A 22587-nucleotide genomic window follows, 5' to 3' on the forward strand; every position below is an offset into this window, starting at 1 on the left:
GCGATCGGGCGCACATTTGCCAGACGGGGAATCGGCGGCTGTAAAGCGCGGCCCCCTCCCCTATAATCGCCGGCATCTAGCTTGTGGAGCCGACCATGCCGAACCTACGTCTCGCCGATCTCACCGCCGAAATCGAATCCAACGTGCGCCGTGCACTGCTGGAAGACGTCGGCAGCGGCGACATCACCGCCCAGCTGATTCCCGCCGAGCGCCTGGCCAAGGCCACCATCATCACCCGCGAGGACTGCGTGATCGCCGGTACCGCCTGGGTCGATGCGGTGTTCCGTCAGCTCGACCCACGGGTGGCGGTACACTGGCAGGTAAGCGATGGCGAGCGCGCTGCGGCCAACCAGGTCCTGTTCCACCTCGAAGGCCCGGCCCGTTCGCTGCTCACCGGCGAGCGCTCGGCGCTGAACTTCCTGCAGATGCTCTCGGGCGTGGCAACCCGAGCGCGCTTTCTCGCCGATCTGGTCGAAGGCACCCAGGTGCGCCTGCTCGACACCCGCAAGACCCTCCCGGGCCTGCGCCTGGCGCAGAAGTACGCAGTCACCTGCGGCGGTTGCCACAACCACCGCATCGGCCTGTTCGACGCCTTCCTGATCAAGGAAAACCACATCGCCGCCAGTGGCGGGGTTGCCGAGGCGGTGGCCGCAGCGCACCGCATCGCGCCGGGCAAGCCGGTGGAAATCGAAGTGGAGAGCCTGGACGAGCTGGGCCAGGCCCTGGCGGCCGGCGCAGACATCGTCATGCTCGACGAACTGAGCCTGGATGAAATGCGCGAGGCGGTGCGCATCACCGCAGGCAAGGCCAGGCTCGAAGCCAGCGGCGGGGTCAATGAAACCACCCTGCGGGTCATCGCCGAAACCGGTGTGGACTACATCTCCATCGGCGCGATGACCAAGGATGTGAAGGCAGTCGACCTGTCGATGCGCCTGAGCCTCTGACCCCGCTGCCCGTCAGCCGACCAGCCCGAGGCTGACCAGGCTGCGGGCGGTGGCGACGATCGCCTCCTCACGTGACCTGGGCGACCAGCCGAGCAGGCGTCGCGCCTTCTCGCTGGTGCAGTTCATGTCCACCTCCAGCAGCGGCGCCATCGACTTCATGTTCGGGTTGCTGCGCGCGGCCAGACGCACCAGCCAGTTGGGCAGCTCGCGGGTCGAGACCTTGCTGGCGACTTCGCCCAAGGTATTGCGCAGCACCTTGGCGACCTCGGTCATCCACATGCTTTCACCGGCAATCGCCAGGAAGCGCTCGCCCCTGGCTGCAGGGTGAATCATGGCCAGCAGGTGCAGGTCGGCGAGATCACGCACATCGACGAAACCCGAGTTGATTCGCGGGCACCCTGCCTGCCCCTGCAGCAGGCTGACGATGATGCGGATGGAATGCGAATAGTCGGCGCCCAGCGCAGGCCCGAGCACGGCCACCGGATTGATCGCCGACAGCTCCAGTTCACCGCCTTCGCGCTGGATGAAATCCCAGGCCGCACGCTCGGACAGGGTTTTCGATTTCTGGTAGGGCGCGACATTGCCGTTCAGGTCGCTCCAGTCGGTCTCATCGAACGGGCGTCGATATTCGGGGCTGTGCCCAACGCCCACCGCACCAAAGGCAGAAGTCAGTACCACGCGCCTGACCCCGGCATCACGCGCGGCACGCAGTACCCGCAGGTTGCCGTCCACGGCGGGCCTGATCCAGTCTTCTTCGCGCTGCTGGTCGCCCGACGGCGTGGGCGACGCACCGTGCAGCACGTAGGTGCAGCCTTCGCTCGCCTCGGCCCAGCCGGCATCGGCGCCCAGGTCGGCGACGACGAACTGCAGGCGCTCGCCCGGCTCGACACCGCCAACCTTCAGATGGTCGCGCACTTCGGTTTCACGGGTGGCCGAACGGATCGTGGTGCGCACCCGGTAGCCCTCGTTCAGCAGGGCAATGATGCAATGCTGGGCGATGAAGCCGGTGCCGCCGGTGACCAGTACCCATGGGTCGCTCATGTTGCCTTCCTCTCTCGATTCGTTGCGCAAGGCGCGGATGCAGGAGAGGTTAAGGCGCCCCATGCGTACTGTTAATGCTTGAAGGTGCGCATTGGTTGCGCGAGAGTACGGCAATGAACATCGACCCTTTCTCCGAGATACTCCGGCTCACCAACGCCACGTCACTGACCACCGGCGGCTTCAGCGCGGGCGGGCATTGGGCGCTGCGCTTTCCTCCCCCCGACAAGATCAAGTTCTTCGCCGTGGTCAGGGGCAGTTGCTGGGTACGGATCGATGGCGAACCCCAGGCCGTGCAGTTCAATACCGGTGACGTCGGTCTGCTGACTGCCAGGCGGGGCTTCGTCCTGGCCAGCGACCTCGATACCGAACCTGTCGATGCGATGAGCGTGTTCAGCGCCTCCGGGCAGTCGCCAGTGGTGCTGGGTGATGGCAACGATTTCACCCATATTGGCGGCCATGTGCTGCTCGACCCCGGCAGCGGACGCCTGCTGGCCGATGTGCTGCCGCCATGGATCCACGTACCGGCCGCTTCGCAGCAGGCGAGCAACTTCCGCTGGCTGCTCGATCAGCTGGTAGCCGAGCGCAGCGCCGGGCAACCGGGCGCACAGCTGGCTTCGGCGCAGTTGTCACAACTGCTGTTCATCCAGATCCTGCGGGCTCACCTGCAGACCGCCGCGCCCATGCCGGCCAGTTGGTTGCGCGCACTCGGCGCACCACGCCTGGCCCCGGCATTGCGCCTGATGCATGGCGATCCGGCGCGGGCCTGGCACCTCGACGAACTGGCCCAGGCGTGCGCCATGTCGCGCACCACCTTTGCCCTGCATTTCAGGACGGTGGCAGGCGTGGCGCCGCTGACCTACCTCACCGAATGGCGCATGCGCCTGGCCGAACGCGCCCTGCGTGAAGAACGCACGCCGGTGTCGGTACTGGCTGCATCGCTGGGCTACGGCTCGGAAAGCGCTTTCAGCACTGCCTTCAAGCGCGTGACCGGACTCTCGCCCACAGCGTTTCGCAGTGCAGCGGCGGGCTGAAACGAAAGAACCGGCCAAAGGGCCGGTTCTTTTCGTGATCAGGCTGCGACTCAGAACGAGGCGTTGGCCAGGCCGTCCAGGTAGCGTTCCACGTCCAGTGCCGCCATGCAGCCGGCACCGGCCGAGGTGATGGCCTGGCGGTAGACGTGGTCGGCCACGTCGCCAGCAGCGAACACGCCTTCGACGTTGGTGGCGGTGGCATTGCCTTCGCGGCCGCCATGAACCACCAGGTAGCCGTCCTTGAGGGTCAGCTGGCCTTCGAACAGCGAGGTGTTCGGGGTGTGGCCGATGGCGATGAACACGCCGTCGACCTTGATCTCGTCGCTGCTGCCGTCGTTGTTCTTCAGGCGCGCACCGGTCACGCCCATGTTGTCACCCAGCACTTCATCCAGGGTGGCGTTGAGCTTGAGCTCGATCTTGCCTTCGGCGACACGGGCGTTGAGCTTGTCGATCAGGATCTTCTCGGCACGGAAGGTATCGCGGCGGTGCACCAGGGTCACCTTGCTGGCGATGTTGGCCAGGTACAGCGCCTCTTCCACGGCGGTGTTGCCGCCACCGACCACGGCGACCGGCTTGTTGCGGTAGAAGAAACCGTCGCAGGTGGCACAGGCCGATACGCCCTTGCCCATGAACGCCTCTTCCGACGGCAGGCCCAGGTAACGGGCGCTGGCACCGGTGGCGACGATCAGTGCATCGCAGGTATAGGTGCCGCTGTCACCAGTCAGGGTGAACGGCTTGCTGGCCAGGTCGACGGCATTGATGTGATCGAAGACGATCTCGGTCTCGAAACGCTCGGCGTGTTCCTGCATGCGCTGCATCAGTGCCGGGCCGGTCAGGCCATGGGGGTCGCCCGGCCAGTTGTCGACTTCGGTGGTGGTGGTCAGCTGGCCGCCGGCCTGCATGCCGGTGATCAGCAGCGGCTTGAGGTTGGCACGGGCAGCGTAGACCGCGGCGCTGTAACCGGCAGGGCCGGAACCGAGGATGATGACGCGGGAATGACGAACTTCGGACATGTCGTGCTCCTGTCGAGCCGGCCACGTCGGGCCGGCACCGCTGTGCCGGCGAGGCCGGCTGCAAATTAAAAAGGACCTGCGCAGCACTTGGGGAAGGCTACAACGCGCAGGTCCGAAAACCTGGGTGCCACCTCCCGTAGAGGGCTCGCGGCGTTTCACGGCGTTCAGAAATTGAACGCACTGTAGCGAGGTGGCAAAGATTAAGGAAATATCCTTCGACAATCCACCTTATAGACAGGCTCTATCCAGTGACAAATCCGATCCTGGATTGTCCCTATGCTTTGTTACAGCCGGTGTCGCGCCTTTCGTCGGCGCCTCGAACTCGGTAATGTCAGGTCCGTTTTCCTTCTGTGGAGCATCCCGATGCAAGCCCCCGTCCTGTCCGGCCCCCAGTACCTGCGCGAGGGCCTGAAGCTGGTCCTGAGCCCGAACCTGCGGTTGTTCGTGCTGCTGCCGCTGGCGGTCAACCTGCTGCTGTTCGGCGGCCTGATCTACTTTGCCGGCCATCAGTTCAGCCTGTGGGTCGATGCACTGATGCCGACCCTGCCCAGTTGGCTGAGTTTCCTCACCTACATTCTCTGGCCGCTGTTCGTCGCCCTGGTGGTGCTGATGGTGTTCTTCACCTTCACCCTGTTCGCCAACGTGATCGCCGCACCGTTCAACGGCTTTCTCGCGGAGAAGGTCGAAGTGGTGGTCCGTGGCGAAGACACCTTCCCGGCGTTCAGCTGGGGTGAGCTGGTGGCGATGGTGCCGCGTACCTTCAGCCGCGAGATGCGCAAGCTCGGCTACTTCCTGCCGCGGGCCATCGGCCTGTTCATCCTGTCGTTCATCCCGGTGGTGAACGTGGTGGCCGCACCGCTGTGGCTGGTGTTCGGCATCTGGATGATGGCCATCCAGTACATCGACTACCCGGCCGACAACAACAAGATGAGCTGGCAGGACATGCTCGCCTGGCTGCGCGAGAAGCGCTGGCAGTCGCTGGGCTTTGGCGGGATCACCTACCTGGCATTGATGATTCCGGGGGTGAACGTGCTGATGATACCGGCGGCGGTGGCGGGGGCGACGTTGTTCTGGGTGCGCGAGCGCACCTGAGGCGTCCGGGCCCCGATGCCCGGACTTGGGTGGGAGCAAGACAGTTGCTCCCACAAAGGCCCGGCGGCGCCTCCGGCTTTCAAGGCATCAATGCGGCGCCATCCTGGCAGCGGTCAGTGACTCAGCTGGCTGGAGAACTGCCCCACGGCATTGACCACCTTCTTCGCCCCATCCTGGATCTCGACGATCACGCTGCCGGTCTCCCCGGCCAGCGTCAGGCCCTGCTCGGCCTGGCGCTTGCTGGTGTCGATGATGTCCACCGCCGCCTGCGCCAGTTGCTCGTTCTGCTGCACCACGCGGGCGATCTCCTCGGTGGCGCTGCTGGTGCGCGAGGCGAGCTGGCGCACTTCGTCGGCGACCACGGCAAAGCCACGGCCCTGCTCGCCGGCACGGGCGGCTTCGATGGCGGCGTTGAGCGCCAGCAGGTTGGTCTGCCCGGCAATATCGCTGATGGTCTTGATGATCGAGCCGATCACCTTGGACTGCTTGTCCAGCGCCTGGATACCTTCGGCCGCCTCCTGCATCGAGCTCTCCAGCCCGCGCATCACCTCGACGGTCTGGGTCACCACATCGGTGGCCTTGCGCGCACTGGCGTCGGTGTCCTGCGAGGTGCTGTAGGCGATGTCGGCAGCCTCGGCGACGGCAATTTCCTGGTTCACCTGGTCGGTGATCACGGTGGCGAACTTCACCACCTTGTAGAGCACGTCGTGGGCGTCGATGATCGGGTTGTACGAGGCTTCCAGCCAGACCACCCGGCCGTGCGCATCGATGCGCTTGAAGCGCTCGGCAACGTACTCGCCCCGGCGCAGCTTGTCCCAGAACTGCTGGTAGGCGGCAGAACTCACCTCCTCCGGCTCGCAGAACATGCGATGGTGCTTGCCGCGTACCTGCTCCAGGCTGTAGCCCATGGTCTGCAGGAAGCGGTCATTGGCCGTCAGCACCTGGCCATCGAGGTTGAACTCGATCACTGCGGTGGAACGCATCAGTGCCTTGATCAGGCTTTCATGCTCGCGCGAGGTCTCGATGGTGCGGGTCAGGTCGCTGGAATGCAGGGTGAAGTACTTGATCCGCCCGTCGCTGCCCTTGACCGGCTGCAGGATCGAGCGCAACCAGGCTTCTTCGCCGTTGCCGCGCAGCAGGCGGAAGGCACCGTTGAGGTGCTCGCCGCGCGCGATGGCCGTCTTCATCCGCTGGTAGAAATCCAGCTTCTTCACATGTTCGGGGACGATTTCCTCGATATTGCGGCCGATCAGGCGGTCGCTGCTGTAGAACATCTCCTTCTCGAAGTTGCCGTTGGCGACTTCGATACGGCCCTGGGGATCGAGCTGCAGCACCAGCATTTCACTGTCGAGGCTGTTTTTCACCTGCTCGATGGATTGCAGTTCCTCGCGCAGTTGCTGGATTTCTTGTTTCAGTTTGTTGTTGAACATCACCGCTCTCCCAGAGCGCAATCCATCGGTCGAATGCCTTTGCATCGGCTGGCGGGCAGCAGTTCTTGAGTGCCGCGCAGGGAAATATTGCAGTGGCCTGAAAAACCTGGAAATCACACGTCACCAGGGGATCATTTTCATGTCACATAATGGCAACCAAGCAGGCGGAAACTTTTTGACATGAATACTCCGCCCCTGCGCATCACCCTTGTCAGCGAAACCTTTCCACCGGAAATCAATGGCGTGGCCAATACCCTCGGTCGCCTCAGCGAGGGCCTGCGCCTGCGCGGGCACCAGGTCGAGGTGGTGCGTCCGCGCCAGGCCAGTGATGCACCGGGCAATGCCGACGATACGCTGCTGCTGTGCCGGGGCTGGCCGTTGCCGGGATATCCCGGCCTGCAGTGGGGCGAGGTATCGATGCACAAGCTGTGGCGCCGCTGGCGCCGAGTGCGGCCGGACGTACTCTACATCGCCACCGAAGGCCCGCTCGGGCTCAGCGCCCTGCGCGCCGCGCGACGCCTGAAGATCGCCGTGGTCAGCGGTTTCCACACCAATTTCCCGCAGTATTCCGGCCAGTACGGCCTGGGCCTGCTGGCGCGCCTGCTCACCCACTACCTGCGCTGGTTCCATCGGCGCACTGCAACCACCCTGGTTCCCAGCGCCAGCCAGCGCCTGGAGCTGGAACGGCGAGGCTTCGAGCGCCTGGCCCTGATGGCCCGCGGGGTCGACGCGCAGTTGTTCAACCCGGCACGGCGCAGCCATGCGCTGCGCGAGCAGTGGGGCCTGGGCGCGGACGACATTGCCGTGCTGCACGTCGGTCGCCTGGCGGTGGAAAAGAACCTCGCCCTGCTGCTGCCATGCATGCAGACGTTGCAGCAGACTTATCCACAGCAGCGCCTGCGCCTGGTCGTGGTCGGCGACGGACCGCAGCGCCTGCAGATGCAGCAGCAGTTTCCCGATGCCGTGTTCTGCGGCGTGCAGCGCGGCGAACAGCTGGCCGAGCACTACGCCAGCGGCGACCTGTTCCTGTTCCCCAGCCTCACCGAGACCTTCGGCAACGTGGTGCTCGAGGCCCTGGCCTCGGGCCTTGCGGTGGTGGCCTACGACGAAGCCGCCGCGGCCCAGCATATTCGTCATGGACACAGTGGTGCCCTGGCGATGCCGGGCGACCAGGGCGCGTTCATCGACGCCGCATGCTGGCTGCTCGAAGATGCCGAGACCCTGCGCCGGGTGCGCCTCAATGCCCGTCAGCACGCCAGCCGCCAGGGCTGGCAGGCGATCGTCGAGCAGTTCGAGGGCTACCTCTACAGCGCCTGTCGGCAGACAGGCGCACAGGACGCCGCAGCGGTCGCGCCGCTGACGATCAAGTCAGGCTCGACAGCGCCTCGCGGCTGAACGGCAGGATCTCGTCCTCACGCCCCTCGCGGACCTTCTGCGCCCAGTCGGCATCCACCAGCAGCGCGCGCCCCACTGCCACCAGGTCGAACTCCTGATCGCCCAGGCGCTGCAGCAGGCCCTCCAGGCTGGCCGGCTCGGCCACCTTGTCGGTGTCGACCATGAACTGCAGGAACTCGCCGTCCAGGCCGACGCTACCGACGGTGATGGTCGGCTTGCCGGTCAGCTGGCGCGCCCAGCCGGCGAGATTGAGGGTAGAACCTTCGAATTCAGGCTCCCAGAAGCGTCGGGTGGAGCAGTGGAAGATATCCACACCGGCGTCGGCCAGCGGCTTCAGGAAGGCCGCCAACGCCTCGGGCGTTTCGACCAGGCGCGCGCTGTAGTCCTGCTGCTTCCACTGCGAGAAGCGGAAGATGATCGGGAAGTCAGGCCCCACTGCAGCACGTACGGCCTGGACCAGTTCGATGGCGAAGCGCGAGCGCTGCGCGAGGTCACCGCCATATTCGTCGGTGCGCTGGTTGCTCGTGGCCCAGAAGAACTGGTCGACCAGATAGCCATGCGCGCCGTGGATCTCGACGCCATCCATGCCGATGGCCTTGGCATCGCGTGCGGCCTGGGCGAAGGCGGCGATGACTTCGCAGATATCCTCGTGGCTCATCTCGTGGATCAGCACCTTGCCATCCTTGACCTTGCCACTCGGGCCGTAGCCGGGGACGCTGCCGTCCGGCTCGGTACCCAGGCGCCGCACGTTGCCCACATGCCAGAGTTGCGCAGCGATGCGGCCCCCTTCGGCGTGCACCGCCTCGGTGACTTTCTTCCACCCGGCCAAGGCGTCTGCGCCGTGGAAGCGCGGTACGTTGGGGTAACCGTTGGCGGCCTTGTGATCGACCGTGGTGCCCTCGGTGATGACCAGGCCCACGCCCGCTGCGGCACGCCGGCGGTAATACTCGACGACGCCGTCATGCGGCACGCCGCCGGGGCAGAAGGTACGGGTCATCGGCGCCATGACCACGCGGGTCGGCAACTCGAGGGTGCCCAGGCTGAAGGGCTGGAACAAAGGGTTGCTGGACATGCGGCGCTCCCGATACGGGTGAGGAAATGCGCCAGAGCTTAGGGCCAGCGGTGCAGCCGGCCCAGCATTATTGATCTGGGTGATTGAGCAGGATAGGGCTCGGTTTGCTGGGTAACTGCCGCAGCGGCCTTGTGCCGCGATTGCACGCGACACAACCCCGCACCTGCACGCGTCAGGCCAGCGCCTTCTCGACCGCCTGTACTACCGCCGGATCATCGGGCGCAGTGCGCGGCGCGAACCGGGCCAGCACACGGCCGTCCTTGCCGACCAGGAACTTCTCGAAATTCCAGGTGATTTCGCCGGGAAACTCCGCGCCCTCGCCCGCCAGCAGGCGGTACAGCGGATGACGCTCAGGTCCGTTGACCTCCAGCTTGGCGCTCAAGGGGAAGCTGACGCCATAGTTCAGGCTGCAGAAGTCCTGAATCTCTTTTTCCGAGCCCGGCTCCTGGCCAGCAAACTGATTGCATGGCAGGCCCAGCACACTGAAACCCTTGCCCTTGAACTGCTGGTGCAGTTTTTCCAGCGATGCGTACTGAGGGGTAAGGCCGCACTTGGACGCGACATTGACCACCAGCACCACCTGCCCCTTGAACGGTGCCAGGGGCAGGTCCTGGCCATCCAGCGCCCTGAGCGTCAGTTCGTGAAATGCACTCATGTTGTTTCCCCTCTCAGGTTCCCGGTTGCCGCTGGGGCGAATCTCGCCCACTAAAAAGGCGCGCGACCAAGCCGTGCACCCTCCGCAGAGGGTAAGCCGACTTGCCCGAGCGCCTGACGACTCTCAGAGCTTAGCTGAGAAATCAGTGGTGATGGCCACCTTCACCGTGGATGTGACGGTGAGCGATTTCTTCCTCGCTGGCGTCACGCACGTTGACCACCTTGACCTGGAAGTTCAGGCGCTGGCCTGCCAGCGGGTGGTTGCCGTCGACGGTCACGTCGTCGCCGTCGATGTCGCGGATGGTGACGATCTGCATCTGGCCATCCGGCGCCGAAGCGTGGAACTGCATGCCGACTTCCAGTTGGTCGACACCTTCGAACATGCTGCGGTTCAGGGTGCTGACCAGCTCGGCCAGGTATTCGCCGTAGGCGTCTTCCGGCTCGATGGCAACGGTCAGCTCGTCACCGGCCTGCTTGCCTTCCAGGGCTTTTTCCAGGCCCGGGATGATGTTGGCGGCACCGTGCAGGTAAACCAGCGGCGCGCCGCCGGCGGAGCTGTCGATGGTCTCCCCGGCGTCGTTGGTCAGGGTATAGTCGATGGAGACTGCCTTGTTGGCGGCGATCAGCATGGGGCAAGACCTTTTGCAAAAGAATGTAGAGCGCACAAGTGTAACCAAGGCCTCGTCCGATTGCGAACGCGCGACCGACAGGCAACGGCCCATCAGTCGGATCACCGGCTTCCACCAGGACGAGGAAGGCCACTGGGTGGTCGAGCTGTCGTGCGGTCACACCCAGCACCTGCGCCACCAACCGCCCTGGCAGGCGCGGCCCTGGGTGCTCGATGCCCGGGAGCGTGCACGGCGTATCGGCCAGGCTTTTGCCTGCGGCTGGTGCGCGAAGGGGGCCGATAGCGCTACCCTTGCCCGTTGATCCCTTGCACCGCTTATTCCGAGAAGCACGCATGCAGACATTTTTCATTGCGCCGACCGACTTTGGCGTCGGCCTGACCTCCATCAGCCTCGGCCTGGTTCGTGCCCTCGAACGCGGCGGACTGAAAGTCGGCTTCTTCAAGCCGATCGCCCAGCCGCATCCCGGCGACACCGGCCCTGAACGCTCCAGCGAACTGGTCGCGCGCACCCACGGCATCAAGCCGCCCACGCCGCTGAGCCTGGCCCAGGTCGAGCGCATGCTCGGCGACGGCCAGCTCGACGAACTGCTCGAAGAAATCATCCGCCTGTACCAGCAGGCCTGCATCGGCAACGACGTGGTGGTGGTCGAGGGCATGGTGCCGACTCGCCACGCCAGCTATGCGGCACGGGTCAACCTGCACCTGGCCAAGAGCCTGGATGCCGAGGTGATCCTGGTCTCGGCGCCGGAGAACGAGGTGCTCAGCGAGCTGTCCGGGCGCGTCGAGCTGCAGGCCCAGCTGTTCGGCGGGCCACGTGATCCCAAGGTGCTGGGCGTGGTTCTGAACAAGGTCCGTACCGACGAGAGCATGGCCGATTTCGCCACGCGCCTGCGCGAGCATTCCCCCCTGCTGCGCGGCAACGACTTCCGCCTGCTCGGCTGCATCCCCTACCAGGCCGACCTCAACGCTCCTCGCACCCGCGATGTGGCCGAGCTGCTCGGCGCCCAGGTGCTCAATGCTGGCGACTACGAACAGCGGCGGATGAACAAGATCATCATCTGCGCCCGCACCGTGGCCAACACCGTGCCCTTGCTCAAACCGGGGACACTGGTGGTGACGCCGGGCGACCGCGACGACATCATCCTCGCCGTGAGCCTGGCGGCGATCAACGGCGTGCCCCTGGCCGGGCTGCTGCTGACCAGCGACAGCAAGCCCGACCCGCGCATCCTCGAGCTGTGCCGCGGCGCACTGCAGGCCGGCCTGCCGATCCTGTCGGTGAGCACGGGCTCCTACGACACCGCCAACCAGCTCAACTCGCTGAACCGCGAGATCCCGGTGGACGACCGTGAACGCGCCGAGTTCATCACCGACTTCGTCGCCAGCCATCTCGACGCCCACTGGCTGCACCAACGCTGCGGCACGCCACGGGAAATGCGCCTGTCACCGGCGGTGTTCCGCTACCAGCTGATCCAGCGCGCCCAGCAGGCCAACAAGCGCATCGTCCTGCCCGAAGGCGCCGAGCCGCTGCTGGTGCAGGCTGCGGCCATCTGCCAGGCGCGCGGCATTGCCCGCTGCGTGCTGCTGGCCAAGTCCGAGGAAGTCCAGGCCGTAGCACGGGCCCAGGGCATCAGCCTGCCGGCCGACCTGGAAATCCTCGACCCGGAGCTGATTCGCGCGCGCTATGTCGAGCCGATGGTCGAGCTGCGCAAGAGCCGCAACCTCAATGCGCCGATGGCCGAGCAGCAACTGGAGGATCCGGTGGTGATCGGCACCATGATGCTGGCCTTGGACGAAGTCGACGGCCTGGTCTCGGGGCTGGTGCATTCGACCGCCAACACCATCCGCCCGGCCCTGCAACTGATCAAGACCGCACCTGACTGCAGCCTGGTGTCATCGGTGTTCTTCATGCTGTTCCCCGAGCAGGTGCTGGTGTACGGCGACTGCATCATGAACCCGCACCCCAGCGCCGTGGAACTGGCGGAGATCGCCCGGCAAAGCGCGGAATCGGCGCAGGCCTTCGGCATCCTGCCACGGGTGGCAATGCTCAGCTATTCGAGCGACTCGGCGGCCAGCGACGAGGAAGTGGAAAAAGTGCGTGAGGCGACGCGCCTGGCGCAGCAGGCCGAACATGATCTGCTGATCGACGGACCATTGCAGTACGACGCCGCAGCCAACCCGGAGATTGCCCGGCAGTTGGCACCGCACAGCCAGGTGGCCGGGCGTGCCACGGTGTTCGTGTTCCCCGACCTGAACACCGGCAACACCACGCACAAGGCAGTGCAACGCAGTGCCGACTGCGTAAGCCTGGGGCCGATGCTGCAGGGCTTGCGCAAACCGGTGAACGACCTGCCGCGCGGGGCGCAGGTGGATGACATCGTGCACACCATCGCATTGACGGCGATCCAGGCCAGTCACGTGCGCTGAAATGCAGAAGGGCCGCGTGCGCGGCCCTTTCCTCATGCCTTATGGATACTGCTGGACAGTGCCCTGCTGGTCATACTGCTGGCCGGGAATCGGCTTCAGGTTGACCTCGACGCGACGGTTCTGCGCCCGGCCATTGGCATCGGCGTTGCTGGCGATCGGCTGGTCCGGCCCCATGCCACGCACCGATACCCGCGAAGCATCGACACCCTGCGAGGTCAGGTAAGTGCTGACGGCCTGCGCGCGACGCTGCGACAGGTCCATGTTGTGCTGGCGGCTGCCGGTGCTGTCGGTGAAACCGACCACTTCGATGGTGTTCTGGTTGAACTGCTTGAACGAGCTGGCGAGGTTGTTCAGCGGCGAGTAGAAGCTGGGGGCGATGTTCGCCGAGTCGGTGGCGAAGGTGATGTTGCCCGGCATGATCAGCTTGATCTGGTCGCCCTGGCGCTGCACCTCGACGCCGGTGTTGGCCATCTGTGCACGCAGCTCGGCTTCCTGCTTGTCGGCATAGTAGCCATAGCCGGCAGCGGCGGCGCCCACGGCTGCAGCACCGATCAGCGCGCCCTTGCCCCGGTGGTTGTGGTCGATGGCCGCGCCGGCGATGGCACCGGCCAGCGCACCCAGGCCACCGTACTTGGCTGTCTTGCTCATCCCGGTGGATTCGCCTTGCGCCTGGCCCTGGTTGTCATAGGGATTCTGCCCGGCACAGCCGGACATCAGGGCAGCAGCGGTAGCGACGATAATCAGACGACGCATGGTGAACATGAACAAGCTCCTGGTGAAATTCGAAAGTGCAGCGGATGGCACACGGACCACTGCCAGGCTTGGATTGCAGCGAAGCGCAAAAATTCCATGAATTTCACGCTCATTCAAACAGGGCTCGTACGCGCGCCAACGCATCGTCGATGACAACGTCGGGAACAGATTCGACACGTCGGGCGCCACGCGCCTGGAGATCCAGTGTACGCAACTGGTTGCACAAGACCACGCCCTGGGTTTGCGTACCAGCCCCACTGAGCGTTACTGCAAACCCGGCATGCCTGGCGAAATCTCCGCCTTGGGTAATCGGCACGACCACGGCCAGCCCCGCAGCATTGTAGGCTGCCGGGGTCAGGACCAGGACTGGACGCGACACGCCTTGCTGCTCGCGGCCGACGACAGGTTCAAGATCGACTTGCACGATATCGCCTCTGGCGAACCCAGCACGCCTCATACCTCACGACCGACAGGGCGAACAGCATTCCACACCGCGAGCTCCTCAGGTTCAGGAGCATCGAGATCGCACTGGGCCATCAGTTCCTCGAGCTTGTACTTGGGTTTTGCCTGCACAGGCTTGAGCACCATCGACCCGGAGGTGGTGTCCAGGCTGAGGACGGAGCCCACGCTCAGGCGCATCTGCTTGAGAATGGTCGCTGGCAGGCGAATGGCAGCGCTGTTGCCCCATTGTTGAATCTTGACTTCCATAAGTATCTCCAAAGGTAGATACATAGTAGAAACCCTCCAGATGATTGCAAGTAACGTGTATAAACAACGTGTCTACATTGTCATCTGAAGTGCTGTCTTTGAAGTCATGAAACCGAGGTCGGGAGCTATCCCACAAAGCCGTGGGAAACGACCCTCAAGCAGCAGAACTCAAGGCAAATACAGCCTGAACAACCCACCGCCCAGCGCACCACCGTTGGCGATTTCGATGCGCCCGCGCACGCCGTTGCGCTCGTGCAGCGCGGCGATCCTGGCGGCGAAGTACAAGCCAAGGCCGGTGCTGCCGCTCTGCTGGTCGATGCCCTGGACGTAGTCCTGCTGGCGTTCGAGCATGCGCTGTGGATAACCGACGCCGTCATCGTTGACGCTGATCACCAGTTGCTCGCCCTCCTCCTCGACGCTGATCAGCAGCGTATGGCCGGCATAGCGGATGGCGTTGGTCAGCACGTTGGCCACCACCGAGGCGACCAGTTCGCGGTCGAAGAAGCCCAGCGGGCTTTCGGTCTCGATGCGCCAGGTCGCCAGCACGTCGCGGTGGCGGATGACTTCCTGCTGAGCCGCCAGCTGCGCTTCGACGAAATCCTCGAGTTCGTGGTAGTCGGGGCAGATCGGCAACTGGTTGATCCCCAGCTTGTACAGCCCCAGCAACTGCACCAGCATGCCGTTGAGGTGGCGGAACTCGTGCTCCATCACCCCCTGCTCGCTGCCGCTGCGGGCAGGCTCGGGCAAGCGTGCCAGCCACTGGTCGTGGGCCTGGATCAGCGCCGACAGCGAGTTCTTCATGTCGTGCACAGTGGAGGCGATCACCGTGGAGAAGTCCAGCCCCTGCTCGTCGCGGCTCATGCGCCAAACACCCGGATATGCAGCTTGCGGTAGCGGTCCACTCGGCTGTCGCTGGCGGGGATGCCAGCCACGCTGTTCAGGCAGTTGCGGCATTCCTGCATGATCGACTCCGGAGGGGTTTCGCCGCCGATGCGCAGCAGCGCCTGGGCGGTATTGAGGGCGATGCTGATGTTCTTCGGCTGCAGCGACAGGGCCTTGCGGAACAGCTGCAGGGCTTCGTTCAACTGGCCGCCCTGGTAGCTGCGCACGCCCTGGCGATTGAGGTCCACGGCCTCGGTGACGGCGCCGAGCACACTCGGATCGTCGGTGACCTTGGCCACGCTCTGCATGACCTTGGGATCGTCGCCGTAGGTTTCCACGCAGCCCTTGAGGATGGAGGTGCCGGCCGAATCCTGGCCCAGCTCCTTGAGCTGCCGGGCCACGGTCAGCGCCGCATCGACCGAGAAGAACTGGTCCATCTTGTCCAGGCGTTGCATGGCCTGTTCGGTGAGCTTGGCGGCGGTCTCGGCATCGCCGGCCTGCTGCAGGCTGGCGGCCTTCATCAACCGGGCACGCACCTGCAGGCCCTGGTCCTCGGTATTCTCCTTGGCAACTTCGCTGAGCACGGTGTTGATCTCGACCCGGGTACGCGCATCCAGGCCGTTGCCGGCGTTCTTGTTCATCAGCGCCTGGACCAGCCCCAGGTTGCTCTCGGCGCTCTTGTAGCGCGAACTCTGGCCCTGGCTCACGGCATGGCGATAGGCCTTGGAGGCGCCTTCGTAGTCTTCGTTGTCCAGCGCCAGCTTGCCCAGCGCCGCCTGGCGACGCACCGCCAGCGGCGACAGGCGCACGGCTTCCTCGAGCATGTGCTGGGCGCGCTTGTTGTCGCCCTTGGCCACCAGCACCTCGGCCAGCCCGTCGTAGAGCCCGGGCATGATCGGGAAGGCCTTGAGCGCTTGCTCGTAGACGCCCTGGGCCTGCTCGTACTGGCCACGCTTGTGCATCAGGCTGCCCAGCGCCGCATACACCCAGGGCTGCGGGCGGCTGGCAAGAATGTTGGTGAGAAACTTTTCCAGGTCGTCGAAGCGATTGAGGTCGCGCAATGCATCGGCCCGGTAGCGCAGGCACAGGGGTGCGAAGCGCGGGTCCTGCTTGCACAGCTCGGCACAGGCGGCCAGCACCTCGGCGGGCCGGCCACGGTCCAGGGCCTGCAGGATCGGCTTGAGCAGGGTCTTGCGCTGTACGAGCTTTTCCAGGCGCTGGGCCAGGCCCAGGCGGTTGAACGGCTTGGTCAGGTAGGCGTCCGGCTCGTGCTCGATGGCACTGAGCACGATCGACTGGCTGCTTTCGGCGGTGACCATGATGAACACGCATTCATGGCTGATGAGCTTGTCCAGCAACAGGTCTTCAAGCACCTGCTGGCCGTTCTTCTTGCCATCGCCCAAGTGGAAGTCCTGGAGGATGAAGTCGTAGCGCTTCTGCGCGCACATGCGCAGGGCCTGCTCGCCGCTGTCGGCGGTGTCCACGTCGCGCACGCCGAGCTCGCGCAGCATGGAGCGCGTCGAGGTGCGAAAGTCGGTGAAGTCGTCGACGATCAGAAAGCTTTTTTGCCCATACTGCAGCATCAACACGACCTGTATTGAGAAGAGTGGATAACGGCCTGCGGCGCCTTCGCCCGGCGCAGTCTGTATCGGCCGGGCAACGGGAAAGATGAGACCGGGAAGTCAGCCCATGACAAGATAGTGGCAACTAGCCATTATTTTAGCGACAAGGCGCTTCCTAGACCAGTAGCCCGAGCGACTTGGCCCGCGCCACTGCCTGGGTGCGGCGCTCCACGCCGAGCTTGCTGTTGATGTGGCTGGCGTGGGTCTTGACCGTGTGCAGCGAGATGAACAGCCGCTCGCTGATCTGCTGGTTCGAGCACCCCTGGGCGATCAGTTCCAGTACCGCCAGCTCACGGCCGCTGAGGGCTTCGCTGGTGGCCGCGACCATGGGCTGGGCCTGCGGCAGGCGCGCCAGCAGTTCAGCCTGGACCAGGCTGGTCGGGTTGGCCGCAAGCTGCTCGCGCAGCCAAACCGGGCGCTCTTCGAGCAACCGCTGGAAGGCATACAACGCCCCGCCTCGCGCAGCGTCCAGCGCCTTGCCGAGCAACGTCCCCGCCTCTTGCTCACGGCCCTGCGCCAGCAGCAGGTCGACCAACTGGCACAACGCGCTGACCACCAGCATCATGCCGCCACTGGCCTCGCCCTGTGCCACCAGCGCGCGCAGGCGCTGCTCGGCGGGCTCGACACGCGCCAGCGTGCGCTCCAGCAGCGCCTGCTGCAGTTCGATATGCAACGGCAGCAACGGCTGGAACTCGGGCGCTGCCGCCGGCTGCTCGCCGCCATAGGTCTGCCCCAGGCGCAGCAGCCAGGACTCGGCAAGGTCGGTGCGCCCCTGGGCCAGCCACAACTCGCACTTCACCAGGGTGATCATGGCCAGGTAGAAAACCGGCGGCACGTCCCAGATGTGCATCAGCCGCTCGGCCTCGGCAAGTTCGGCGAAAGCCTCGGCGAAGCGCCCGTCGCGGCCCTCCAGCGAGGCGATCACGCAGTGACCGATCAACACGCTGATGTCCCGGCAGGCCCGCGCCTCGCTGAGCCCGGCGCGCAAACGCGCCCGCCCCTGCCCCGGCTGCAGGCGCGAGGCATGGAGGTAGCCTTCGTAGAGGGTCAGGCGGGCGCGCACGGCATACAGGCGCTGCCCCGACAGCCCCTGCAGACGCTGCAGCCCCTGGCGCACCTCGTCCAGCGCCCGCAGCACCTCGCCGCGGGCGTGCAGCACACGGGCCCGGTCGTAATGGGCCAGGGCCTCGAACAGCGGATTGCCGACCCGCTGGGCCAGCTCCAGGGCCTCGCGGTTCCAGCCCCGTGCGCGCCAGAAATCGCCATCGGCGATCGCCAGGTTGGACAAGGTCGACAGGCACACCAGGCGTTGACCATAACGTTTGCACGGCAGGCTCTGCAGCGCTTCTTCGCAGTAACCGAGCGTGCGCTGGCGATCGCCACGGCCACGGGCGATCACACCGCTGAGCGCCAGCCACTGGGCAAGCATGGATTTCTGGGCAGTGGCCGAAGGTGCCGGCAGGAACCGACTGAGGTAGGCCGCCAGTTCCTCGGCGGCGTCCAGCTGGCAGGCCAGCCCCAACGCCCAGCTGTACAGCACGATCAGGCGCGGTGTGCTGATCAGCAGGCTGTCGGGCAGGTCCATCTTCCAGCGCAGCAGCATGCCGACGTTCTGCTCGGCCAGCAGTTGTTCCTCGGAGAGGCTTTGCACAAGATCGGCGGCAACGTCCAGCGAGCCGGCGCGCAGGGCCTGCTCCACCGCCTCGTCGAGCAGCCCCTGCTGCTCGAACCAGCGACAGGCACGCAAGTGCAGGGCTGCCGACGGTGTGCCGGCCTGGCGGCTGCGCAGCAGGTCGGAGAACAGGTGGTGATAGCGGAACCAGCGACCATGCTCGTCCAGCGGCACGAGGAATACCTGGTGAGCCTGCAGGTAGCGCAAGACTGTCGCGCCGTCTTCGCGCTCGCGCAGGGCATCGCACAGCTCGCTGCAGAAGCGGTCCTGGCAGGCGGTGTCGTAAAGGAAGGCCTGAACCTCCGCCGGCAGCATCTCGATCACCTCTTCGAGCAGGTAATCGCGGATCAGCCCTTCACCGCCGTGCAGCGCCTGCGGCAAGCCAGGCTCTGCGCCAGATTCGCTGCTTGCCAACTGCCAGAAACGCAACCCCGCGACCCAGCCGTCGCTGCGCTGGATCAGGTTGTCCAGCGCCTGGCCGCGCAAGCCGGCCGGCTGGTGGCCGATCACCGCCAGCGCTTCGTCCGGGGTCAGGCGCAAGTCCTGTTCGTTGAGTTCGCTCAGCTGGCGCGACAGGCGCAACCGCGCCAGGTGCCAGTCCGGGCGCTGGCGGCTGGTGACCAGCAGCGCCAGCCCTGGCGGCAGGTGATTGAGGAAGAACTGCAGACAACGGTCCAGCACCGCGCCCTGGGCCAGATGGTAGTCATCCAGCACCAGCAGCAGCGGTGTGCCGGGATCCAGGTACAGGGCCAGCTCGTCGAGCAGGCTGTCGAGCCACTCCTCGAAGGCGAATGGCTGGTGGCGCTGACGCATTTTCAACAGGCCCATGGCCTGGCCACCCAGCGCCGGGCAGAACTGCTGCAGGCCTTCGAGCAGGCGTTCGAGGAAACGCCCCGGGTCGGCGTCGCGCTGGCTCAGGCCCAGCCAGAGGCTGCGCCACTGGCTGGGCAACTGCTGGCAGAACTCGATGGCCAGCGAACTCTTGCCGAACCCCGCCGGTGCGCTGACCAACAGCAGGCGCCCGTCCAGCCCGGCTTCCAGCCGCTGGCACAACCGCGCGCGCAGCACATGCCCCTCCGGCAGCGGTGGCCGGAAGAAACGCCCGTCCAGCAGGCCAAGGGCCTGGCTGGCGACTCCATGCGTACGGGACAGATCTGTCATGGCCGACTCGTTCTGGTTGGAAGATCACGGCGGTACGGATTGTTGCGAGACTAGCGGCTATTGCCGCGCATTTGAAGACGATCAAAACGCTTGCCAGGGAAAAGACTACGACAAAAAGCAACAACGCTGATGGACATCAGTGAGATCTATTGCAGGACATAGCACCGACAGCCCCGGCACGGGCGCAGAGACTCAGCGGGGTTCGAGCCAGACCAGCGAGGCGAAACGCCCGCCCCGCGGGGTGCGTCGATAGGAGAAGAAGCGTGGGTCGCTGACCGTGCAGAACCCGCCGCCATAGACGGCTGTCACGCCGCGCGCGGCCAGGCGGATACGCGCCAGTGCATAGATGTCGGCGATCAGCTTGTCGGGGCGTTGACCCGCGACGAAGGCACTGGCGGATTCTGGATGCACCGAGGTGAAAGCATCGCGTACTTCCAGCCCGACCTCGAACGCCTGCGGGCCGATGGCCGGGCCGAGCCACACGAGCACCTCTTCAGGCGCCAGCGCCAGACGATCAAGGGTGGCTTCCAGCACACCACCGGCCAACCCGCGCCAGCCCGCATGGGCAGCAGCAACGCGCGTGCCGGCGCGGTCGCAGAACAGTGCCGGCAGGCAGTCGGCGGTCATCACGGTGCAGGCGATACCCGGCTGGTCGGTCCAGCTGGCATCGGCTTCGGCGACCACCGCGGGATCGGCGTCGGCCACGGTCAGGCCGTGCACCTGCCTGAGCCAGGCGGGCTGGATGGCGAACTCATCGCCCAGACGACGACGGTTCTCGGCGACCGCCGCAGGATCGTCGCCCACGTGGTCGCCCAGGTTGAAGGTTTCGTAGGGCGGCAGGCTGACGCCGCCTGCCCGGGTGGTGACGCAAGCGCGAACCGAGGCCGGGGCCGGCCAGTCGGGGAGGATCAGCGATTGCGCCAGCTCACTCATCCGATGAAGCTCTCGCGGTCCTGGTCGAGCAGCGACAACAGCCACATGAAGTCGTCCGGCAAGGGCGATTTCCACTCCATGCGCTCGCCGGTCTCCGGGTGATCCAGTGCCAGGAAGCGTGCATGCAGGGCCTGGCGCGGGAAGTGCTTGACCGCCTCGACCATGGCCACGCTGGCCGCTGGCGGGATGCGGAAGCGCCCGCCGTAGGTCTGGTCGCCGACCAACGGGAAGCCGACATGGGCCATGTGCACGCGGATCTGGTGGGTACGGCCGGTTTCCAGCTTGACCCGCACATGAGTGTGCGAACGGAAGCGCTTGAGCACGCGGTAGTGGCTGACCGCTGGCTTGCCGCCGTCGGTGACTGCCATGCGCTGGCGCATGCCGCCGTGGCGACCGATCGGTGCGTCGATCTTGCCACCTGCGGTAACCACGCCGACCACGATGCATTCATAGATGCGGCTGACCGACCGCTTCTGCAGCTGGTCGACCAGGTTGGTCTGCGCCTGCAGCGTCTTGGCCACCACCATCAGACCGGTGGTGTCCTTGTCCAGGCGGTGGACGATGCCCGCGCGCGGCACGTTGACGATGTCCGGCACATGGTGCAGCAGGGCGTTGAGCAGGGTGCCGCTGGCATGCCCGACCGCCGGGTGGACCACCAGCCCGGCGGGCTTGTTGATCACCAGGATGTGGTCGTCTTCATAGACGATGTCCAGCTCGATGTCCTCGGCCTCCCATTCGCCCTGGGCCTCGTGTTCGGCCTCCAGGGCAAGGACGGAGCCGCTGTGGACGGTATCGCGCGGGCGCAGCACCGCTCCATCGACGGTCAGGCGGCCTTCCTTGATCCACGAAGTCAGGCGCGAACGCGAGTACTCGTCGAACAATTGGGCGGCGACCTGGTCGAGGCGTTGGCCGCCCAGCTCGGACGGGACCTCTGCACTAAGTTGAATGATCTCGGACATGCTCGAATCGATGGGCTTACAGCCTTTGGTTTCGGCTGCGTGCTTGTGGTTAAATACGGCTTCTTTTGCCCCGGGGTTCGCCGGGGGCGCTCATCATAACAGGACGGCACCGCCCAAGACAGCGGCCGTCAAAGGACGCAAGCCGCCATGCAAGTGAAACACCTGCTGCTGATCGCCATCCTCGGGCTCACTGCTGCCTGTTCCTCGAACAAGGAAGTCATTGACGAGAACCTCAGCGAAGCCGAGTTGTACCAGCAGGCGCAGGCCGACCTGGACAACCACAGCTACACCAGCGCCGTGAACAAGCTCAAGGCCCTGGAATCGCGCTACCCGTTCGGCCGCTACGCCGACCAGGCCCAGCTCGAGCTGATCTACGCCAACTACAAGAACACCGAGCCGGAAGCCGCCAAATCGGCTGCCGAGCGCTTCATCCGCCTGCACCCGCAGCACCCGAACGTCGACTACGCCTACTATCTGAAAGGCCTGACCTCGTTCGACCAGGACCGCGGCCTGCTGGCGCGCTTCCTGCCGCTGGACATGACCAAGCGTGACCCGGGCGCGGCGCGCGACTCGTACAACGAGTTCGCCCAGCTCACCAGCCGCTTCCCCAACAGCCGCTACGCCCCGGACGCCAAGCAGCGCATGATCTACCTGCGCAACCTGCTGGCCTCCTACGAAATCCACGTGGCCGACTACTACCTGAGCCGCGAGGCCTATGTGGCTGCCGCCAACCGTGGCCGCTACGTGGTGGAGAACTTCCAGGAAACGCCGTCCGTCGGCGACGGCCTGGCAGTGATGACCGAGGCCTACCAGAAGATGCACCTGGACGAGCTGGCGGCCACCAGCCTGGAAACCCTCAAGCTCAACTACCCTGATCACCCGAGCCTGGTCGATGGCCAGTTCGTGCCCAAGCAGGGCGAGTCGGACGGCCGCTCCTGGCTGTCCAGGGCCACCCTGGGCCTGATCGAGACCGACACTCCGCTGCCGCCGGGTGAAACCCGCGCCAACCAGGACGTGGTCCGTCAGTTCAAGGATGCGCGCTCGGAAATGCCGGCCGACCTGCTGCCCAAGGATGAGAATGGCGACCCGATCCTGCCTGCAGGTCCCAAGGACGCCGAGGAAGACCGTTCCTGGTTCAGCTACCTGACCTTCGGTCTGTTCGACTGACAGATC

General features: G+C 65.3%; 21 protein-coding genes and 1 pseudogene. 7 read left to right on the forward strand and 15 right to left on the reverse strand.

The window, feature by feature from the left end; all coding sequences use genetic code 11:
• The first annotated feature begins 95 nt into the window (after positions 1–95).
• Positions 96–944: a carboxylating nicotinate-nucleotide diphosphorylase gene (nadC, locus tag AC1TXO_RS22595; protein ID WP_486403792.1), complete on the forward strand. Its 849-nt coding sequence runs from the start codon at positions 96–98 to the stop codon at positions 942–944.
• Between the two features lie 12 nt (positions 945–956).
• Here nadC and AC1TXO_RS22600 read toward each other — a convergent pair whose 3' ends face one another.
• Complete coding sequence (locus tag AC1TXO_RS22600) at positions 957–1985, reverse strand: SDR family oxidoreductase (protein WP_486403793.1); 1029 nt, start codon at positions 1983–1985, stop codon at positions 957–959.
• Positions 1986–2098: 113 nt separating this feature from the next.
• Here AC1TXO_RS22600 and AC1TXO_RS22605 point away from each other — a divergent pair, with 113 nt between their 5' ends.
• Positions 2099–3016: an AraC family transcriptional regulator gene (locus tag AC1TXO_RS22605; RefSeq protein WP_486403794.1), complete on the forward strand. Its 918-nt coding sequence runs from the start codon at positions 2099–2101 to the stop codon at positions 3014–3016.
• Positions 3017–3066: 50 nt separating this feature from the next.
• On the opposite strand, the gene trxB is transcribed toward AC1TXO_RS22605, so the two are convergent.
• Positions 3067–4029, reverse strand: coding sequence for a thioredoxin-disulfide reductase (gene trxB, locus AC1TXO_RS22610; protein WP_486403795.1), 963 nt, complete (start codon positions 4027–4029; stop codon positions 3067–3069).
• A 363-nt stretch (positions 4030–4392) separates the two neighbouring features.
• On the opposite strand from trxB, the gene cysZ reads away from it, so the two are divergent.
• Complete coding sequence (gene cysZ / locus AC1TXO_RS22615; protein ID WP_486403796.1) at positions 4393–5121, forward strand: sulfate transporter CysZ; 729 nt, start codon at positions 4393–4395, stop codon at positions 5119–5121.
• Between the two features lie 113 nt (positions 5122–5234).
• On the opposite strand, the gene AC1TXO_RS22620 is transcribed toward cysZ, so the two are convergent.
• Together AC1TXO_RS22620 and AC1TXO_RS22625 are read right to left on the reverse strand one after the other, a co-directional pair.
• Positions 5235–5825 carry a methyl-accepting chemotaxis protein gene (locus AC1TXO_RS22620; protein ID WP_370671084.1) on the reverse strand — a complete coding sequence of 197 codons (591 nt, stop codon included), beginning with the start codon at positions 5823–5825 and terminating at the stop codon, positions 5235–5237.
• Between the two features lie 3 nt (positions 5826–5828).
• A pseudogene (locus AC1TXO_RS22625) lies at positions 5829–6596 on the reverse strand (PAS domain-containing protein); the annotation flags it as partial.
• 135 nt (positions 6597–6731) lie between these two features.
• On the opposite strand from AC1TXO_RS22625, the gene AC1TXO_RS22630 reads away from it, so the two are divergent.
• A complete protein-coding gene (locus AC1TXO_RS22630; protein ID WP_486403797.1) occupies positions 6732–7946 on the forward strand; it encodes a glycosyltransferase family 4 protein in 1215 nt (404 codons plus the stop codon).
• Here AC1TXO_RS22630 and AC1TXO_RS22635 read toward each other — a convergent pair.
• From AC1TXO_RS22635 to AC1TXO_RS22645, 3 genes are all read right to left on the reverse strand, one after another.
• Positions 7915–9018, reverse strand: coding sequence for an NADH:flavin oxidoreductase (locus tag AC1TXO_RS22635; protein WP_486403798.1), 1104 nt, complete (start codon positions 9016–9018; stop codon positions 7915–7917). The two genes, AC1TXO_RS22630 and AC1TXO_RS22635, sit on opposite strands and share 32 nt — an antisense overlap.
• A gap of 172 nt (positions 9019–9190) precedes the next feature.
• Entirely contained in the window at positions 9191–9673 is a 483-nt protein-coding gene (locus tag AC1TXO_RS22640) for a glutathione peroxidase (protein WP_486403799.1), read from the reverse strand.
• Positions 9674–9815: 142 nt separating this feature from the next.
• Positions 9816–10301 (reverse strand): FKBP-type peptidyl-prolyl cis-trans isomerase, encoded by a 486-nt coding sequence (locus tag AC1TXO_RS22645; protein WP_054925639.1) that lies wholly within the window; start codon positions 10299–10301, stop codon positions 9816–9818.
• On the opposite strand from AC1TXO_RS22645, the gene AC1TXO_RS22650 reads away from it, so the two are divergent.
• Both AC1TXO_RS22650 and pta read left to right on the forward strand, forming a co-directional pair.
• The gene (locus AC1TXO_RS22650; protein ID WP_486403800.1) at positions 10300–10602 is read left to right on the forward strand and encodes a DUF3565 domain-containing protein; all 303 of its coding nucleotides are present in this window, start codon (positions 10300–10302) and stop codon (positions 10600–10602) included. The genes AC1TXO_RS22645 and AC1TXO_RS22650 overlap by 2 nt on opposite strands.
• A gap of 31 nt (positions 10603–10633) precedes the next feature.
• Positions 10634–12724 (forward strand): phosphate acetyltransferase, encoded by a 2091-nt coding sequence (pta, locus tag AC1TXO_RS22655; RefSeq protein ID WP_486403801.1) that lies wholly within the window; start codon positions 10634–10636, stop codon positions 12722–12724.
• A gap of 39 nt (positions 12725–12763) precedes the next feature.
• Here the strand turns inward: pta and AC1TXO_RS22660 are convergent, their stop codons facing one another.
• From AC1TXO_RS22660 to rluD, 8 genes are all read right to left on the reverse strand, one after another.
• Positions 12764–13486, reverse strand: coding sequence for a YiaD family glycine zipper/OmpA-like lipoprotein (locus AC1TXO_RS22660; RefSeq protein ID WP_486403802.1), 723 nt, complete (start codon positions 13484–13486; stop codon positions 12764–12766).
• A gap of 100 nt (positions 13487–13586) precedes the next feature.
• A complete protein-coding gene (locus AC1TXO_RS22665; protein ID WP_486403803.1) occupies positions 13587–13901 on the reverse strand; it encodes a type II toxin-antitoxin system ChpB family toxin in 315 nt (104 codons plus the stop codon).
• 29 nt (positions 13902–13930) lie between these two features.
• Positions 13931–14185, reverse strand: coding sequence for an AbrB/MazE/SpoVT family DNA-binding domain-containing protein (locus tag AC1TXO_RS22670; protein ID WP_486403804.1), 255 nt, complete (start codon positions 14183–14185; stop codon positions 13931–13933).
• 168 nt (positions 14186–14353) lie between these two features.
• The gene (locus AC1TXO_RS22675) at positions 14354–15046 is read right to left on the reverse strand and encodes a sensor histidine kinase (protein ID WP_486403805.1); all 693 of its coding nucleotides are present in this window, start codon (positions 15044–15046) and stop codon (positions 14354–14356) included.
• Positions 15043–16650 carry a tetratricopeptide repeat protein gene (locus AC1TXO_RS22680; protein ID WP_486406891.1) on the reverse strand — a complete coding sequence of 536 codons (1608 nt, stop codon included), beginning with the start codon at positions 16648–16650 and terminating at the stop codon, positions 15043–15045. The genes AC1TXO_RS22675 and AC1TXO_RS22680 overlap by 4 nt, the downstream gene beginning before the upstream one ends.
• A gap of 154 nt (positions 16651–16804) precedes the next feature.
• Positions 16805–19522: a winged helix-turn-helix domain-containing protein gene (locus tag AC1TXO_RS22685; protein ID WP_486403806.1), complete on the reverse strand. Its 2718-nt coding sequence runs from the start codon at positions 19520–19522 to the stop codon at positions 16805–16807.
• Between the two features lie 192 nt (positions 19523–19714).
• Positions 19715–20455: a peptidoglycan editing factor PgeF gene (pgeF, locus tag AC1TXO_RS22690; RefSeq protein WP_486403807.1), complete on the reverse strand. Its 741-nt coding sequence runs from the start codon at positions 20453–20455 to the stop codon at positions 19715–19717.
• Positions 20452–21414: a 23S rRNA pseudouridine(1911/1915/1917) synthase RluD gene (gene rluD, locus AC1TXO_RS22695; protein ID WP_486403808.1), complete on the reverse strand. Its 963-nt coding sequence runs from the start codon at positions 21412–21414 to the stop codon at positions 20452–20454. Before rluD ends, pgeF begins: the two co-directional genes overlap by 4 nt.
• A gap of 147 nt (positions 21415–21561) precedes the next feature.
• On the opposite strand from rluD, the gene AC1TXO_RS22700 reads away from it, so the two are divergent.
• The gene (locus AC1TXO_RS22700; protein ID WP_486403809.1) at positions 21562–22581 is read left to right on the forward strand and encodes an outer membrane protein assembly factor BamD; all 1020 of its coding nucleotides are present in this window, start codon (positions 21562–21564) and stop codon (positions 22579–22581) included.
• Positions 22582–22587: the final 6 nt, after the last annotated feature.

It is taken from the genome of Pseudomonas sp. FA117, from assembly GCF_057370475.1.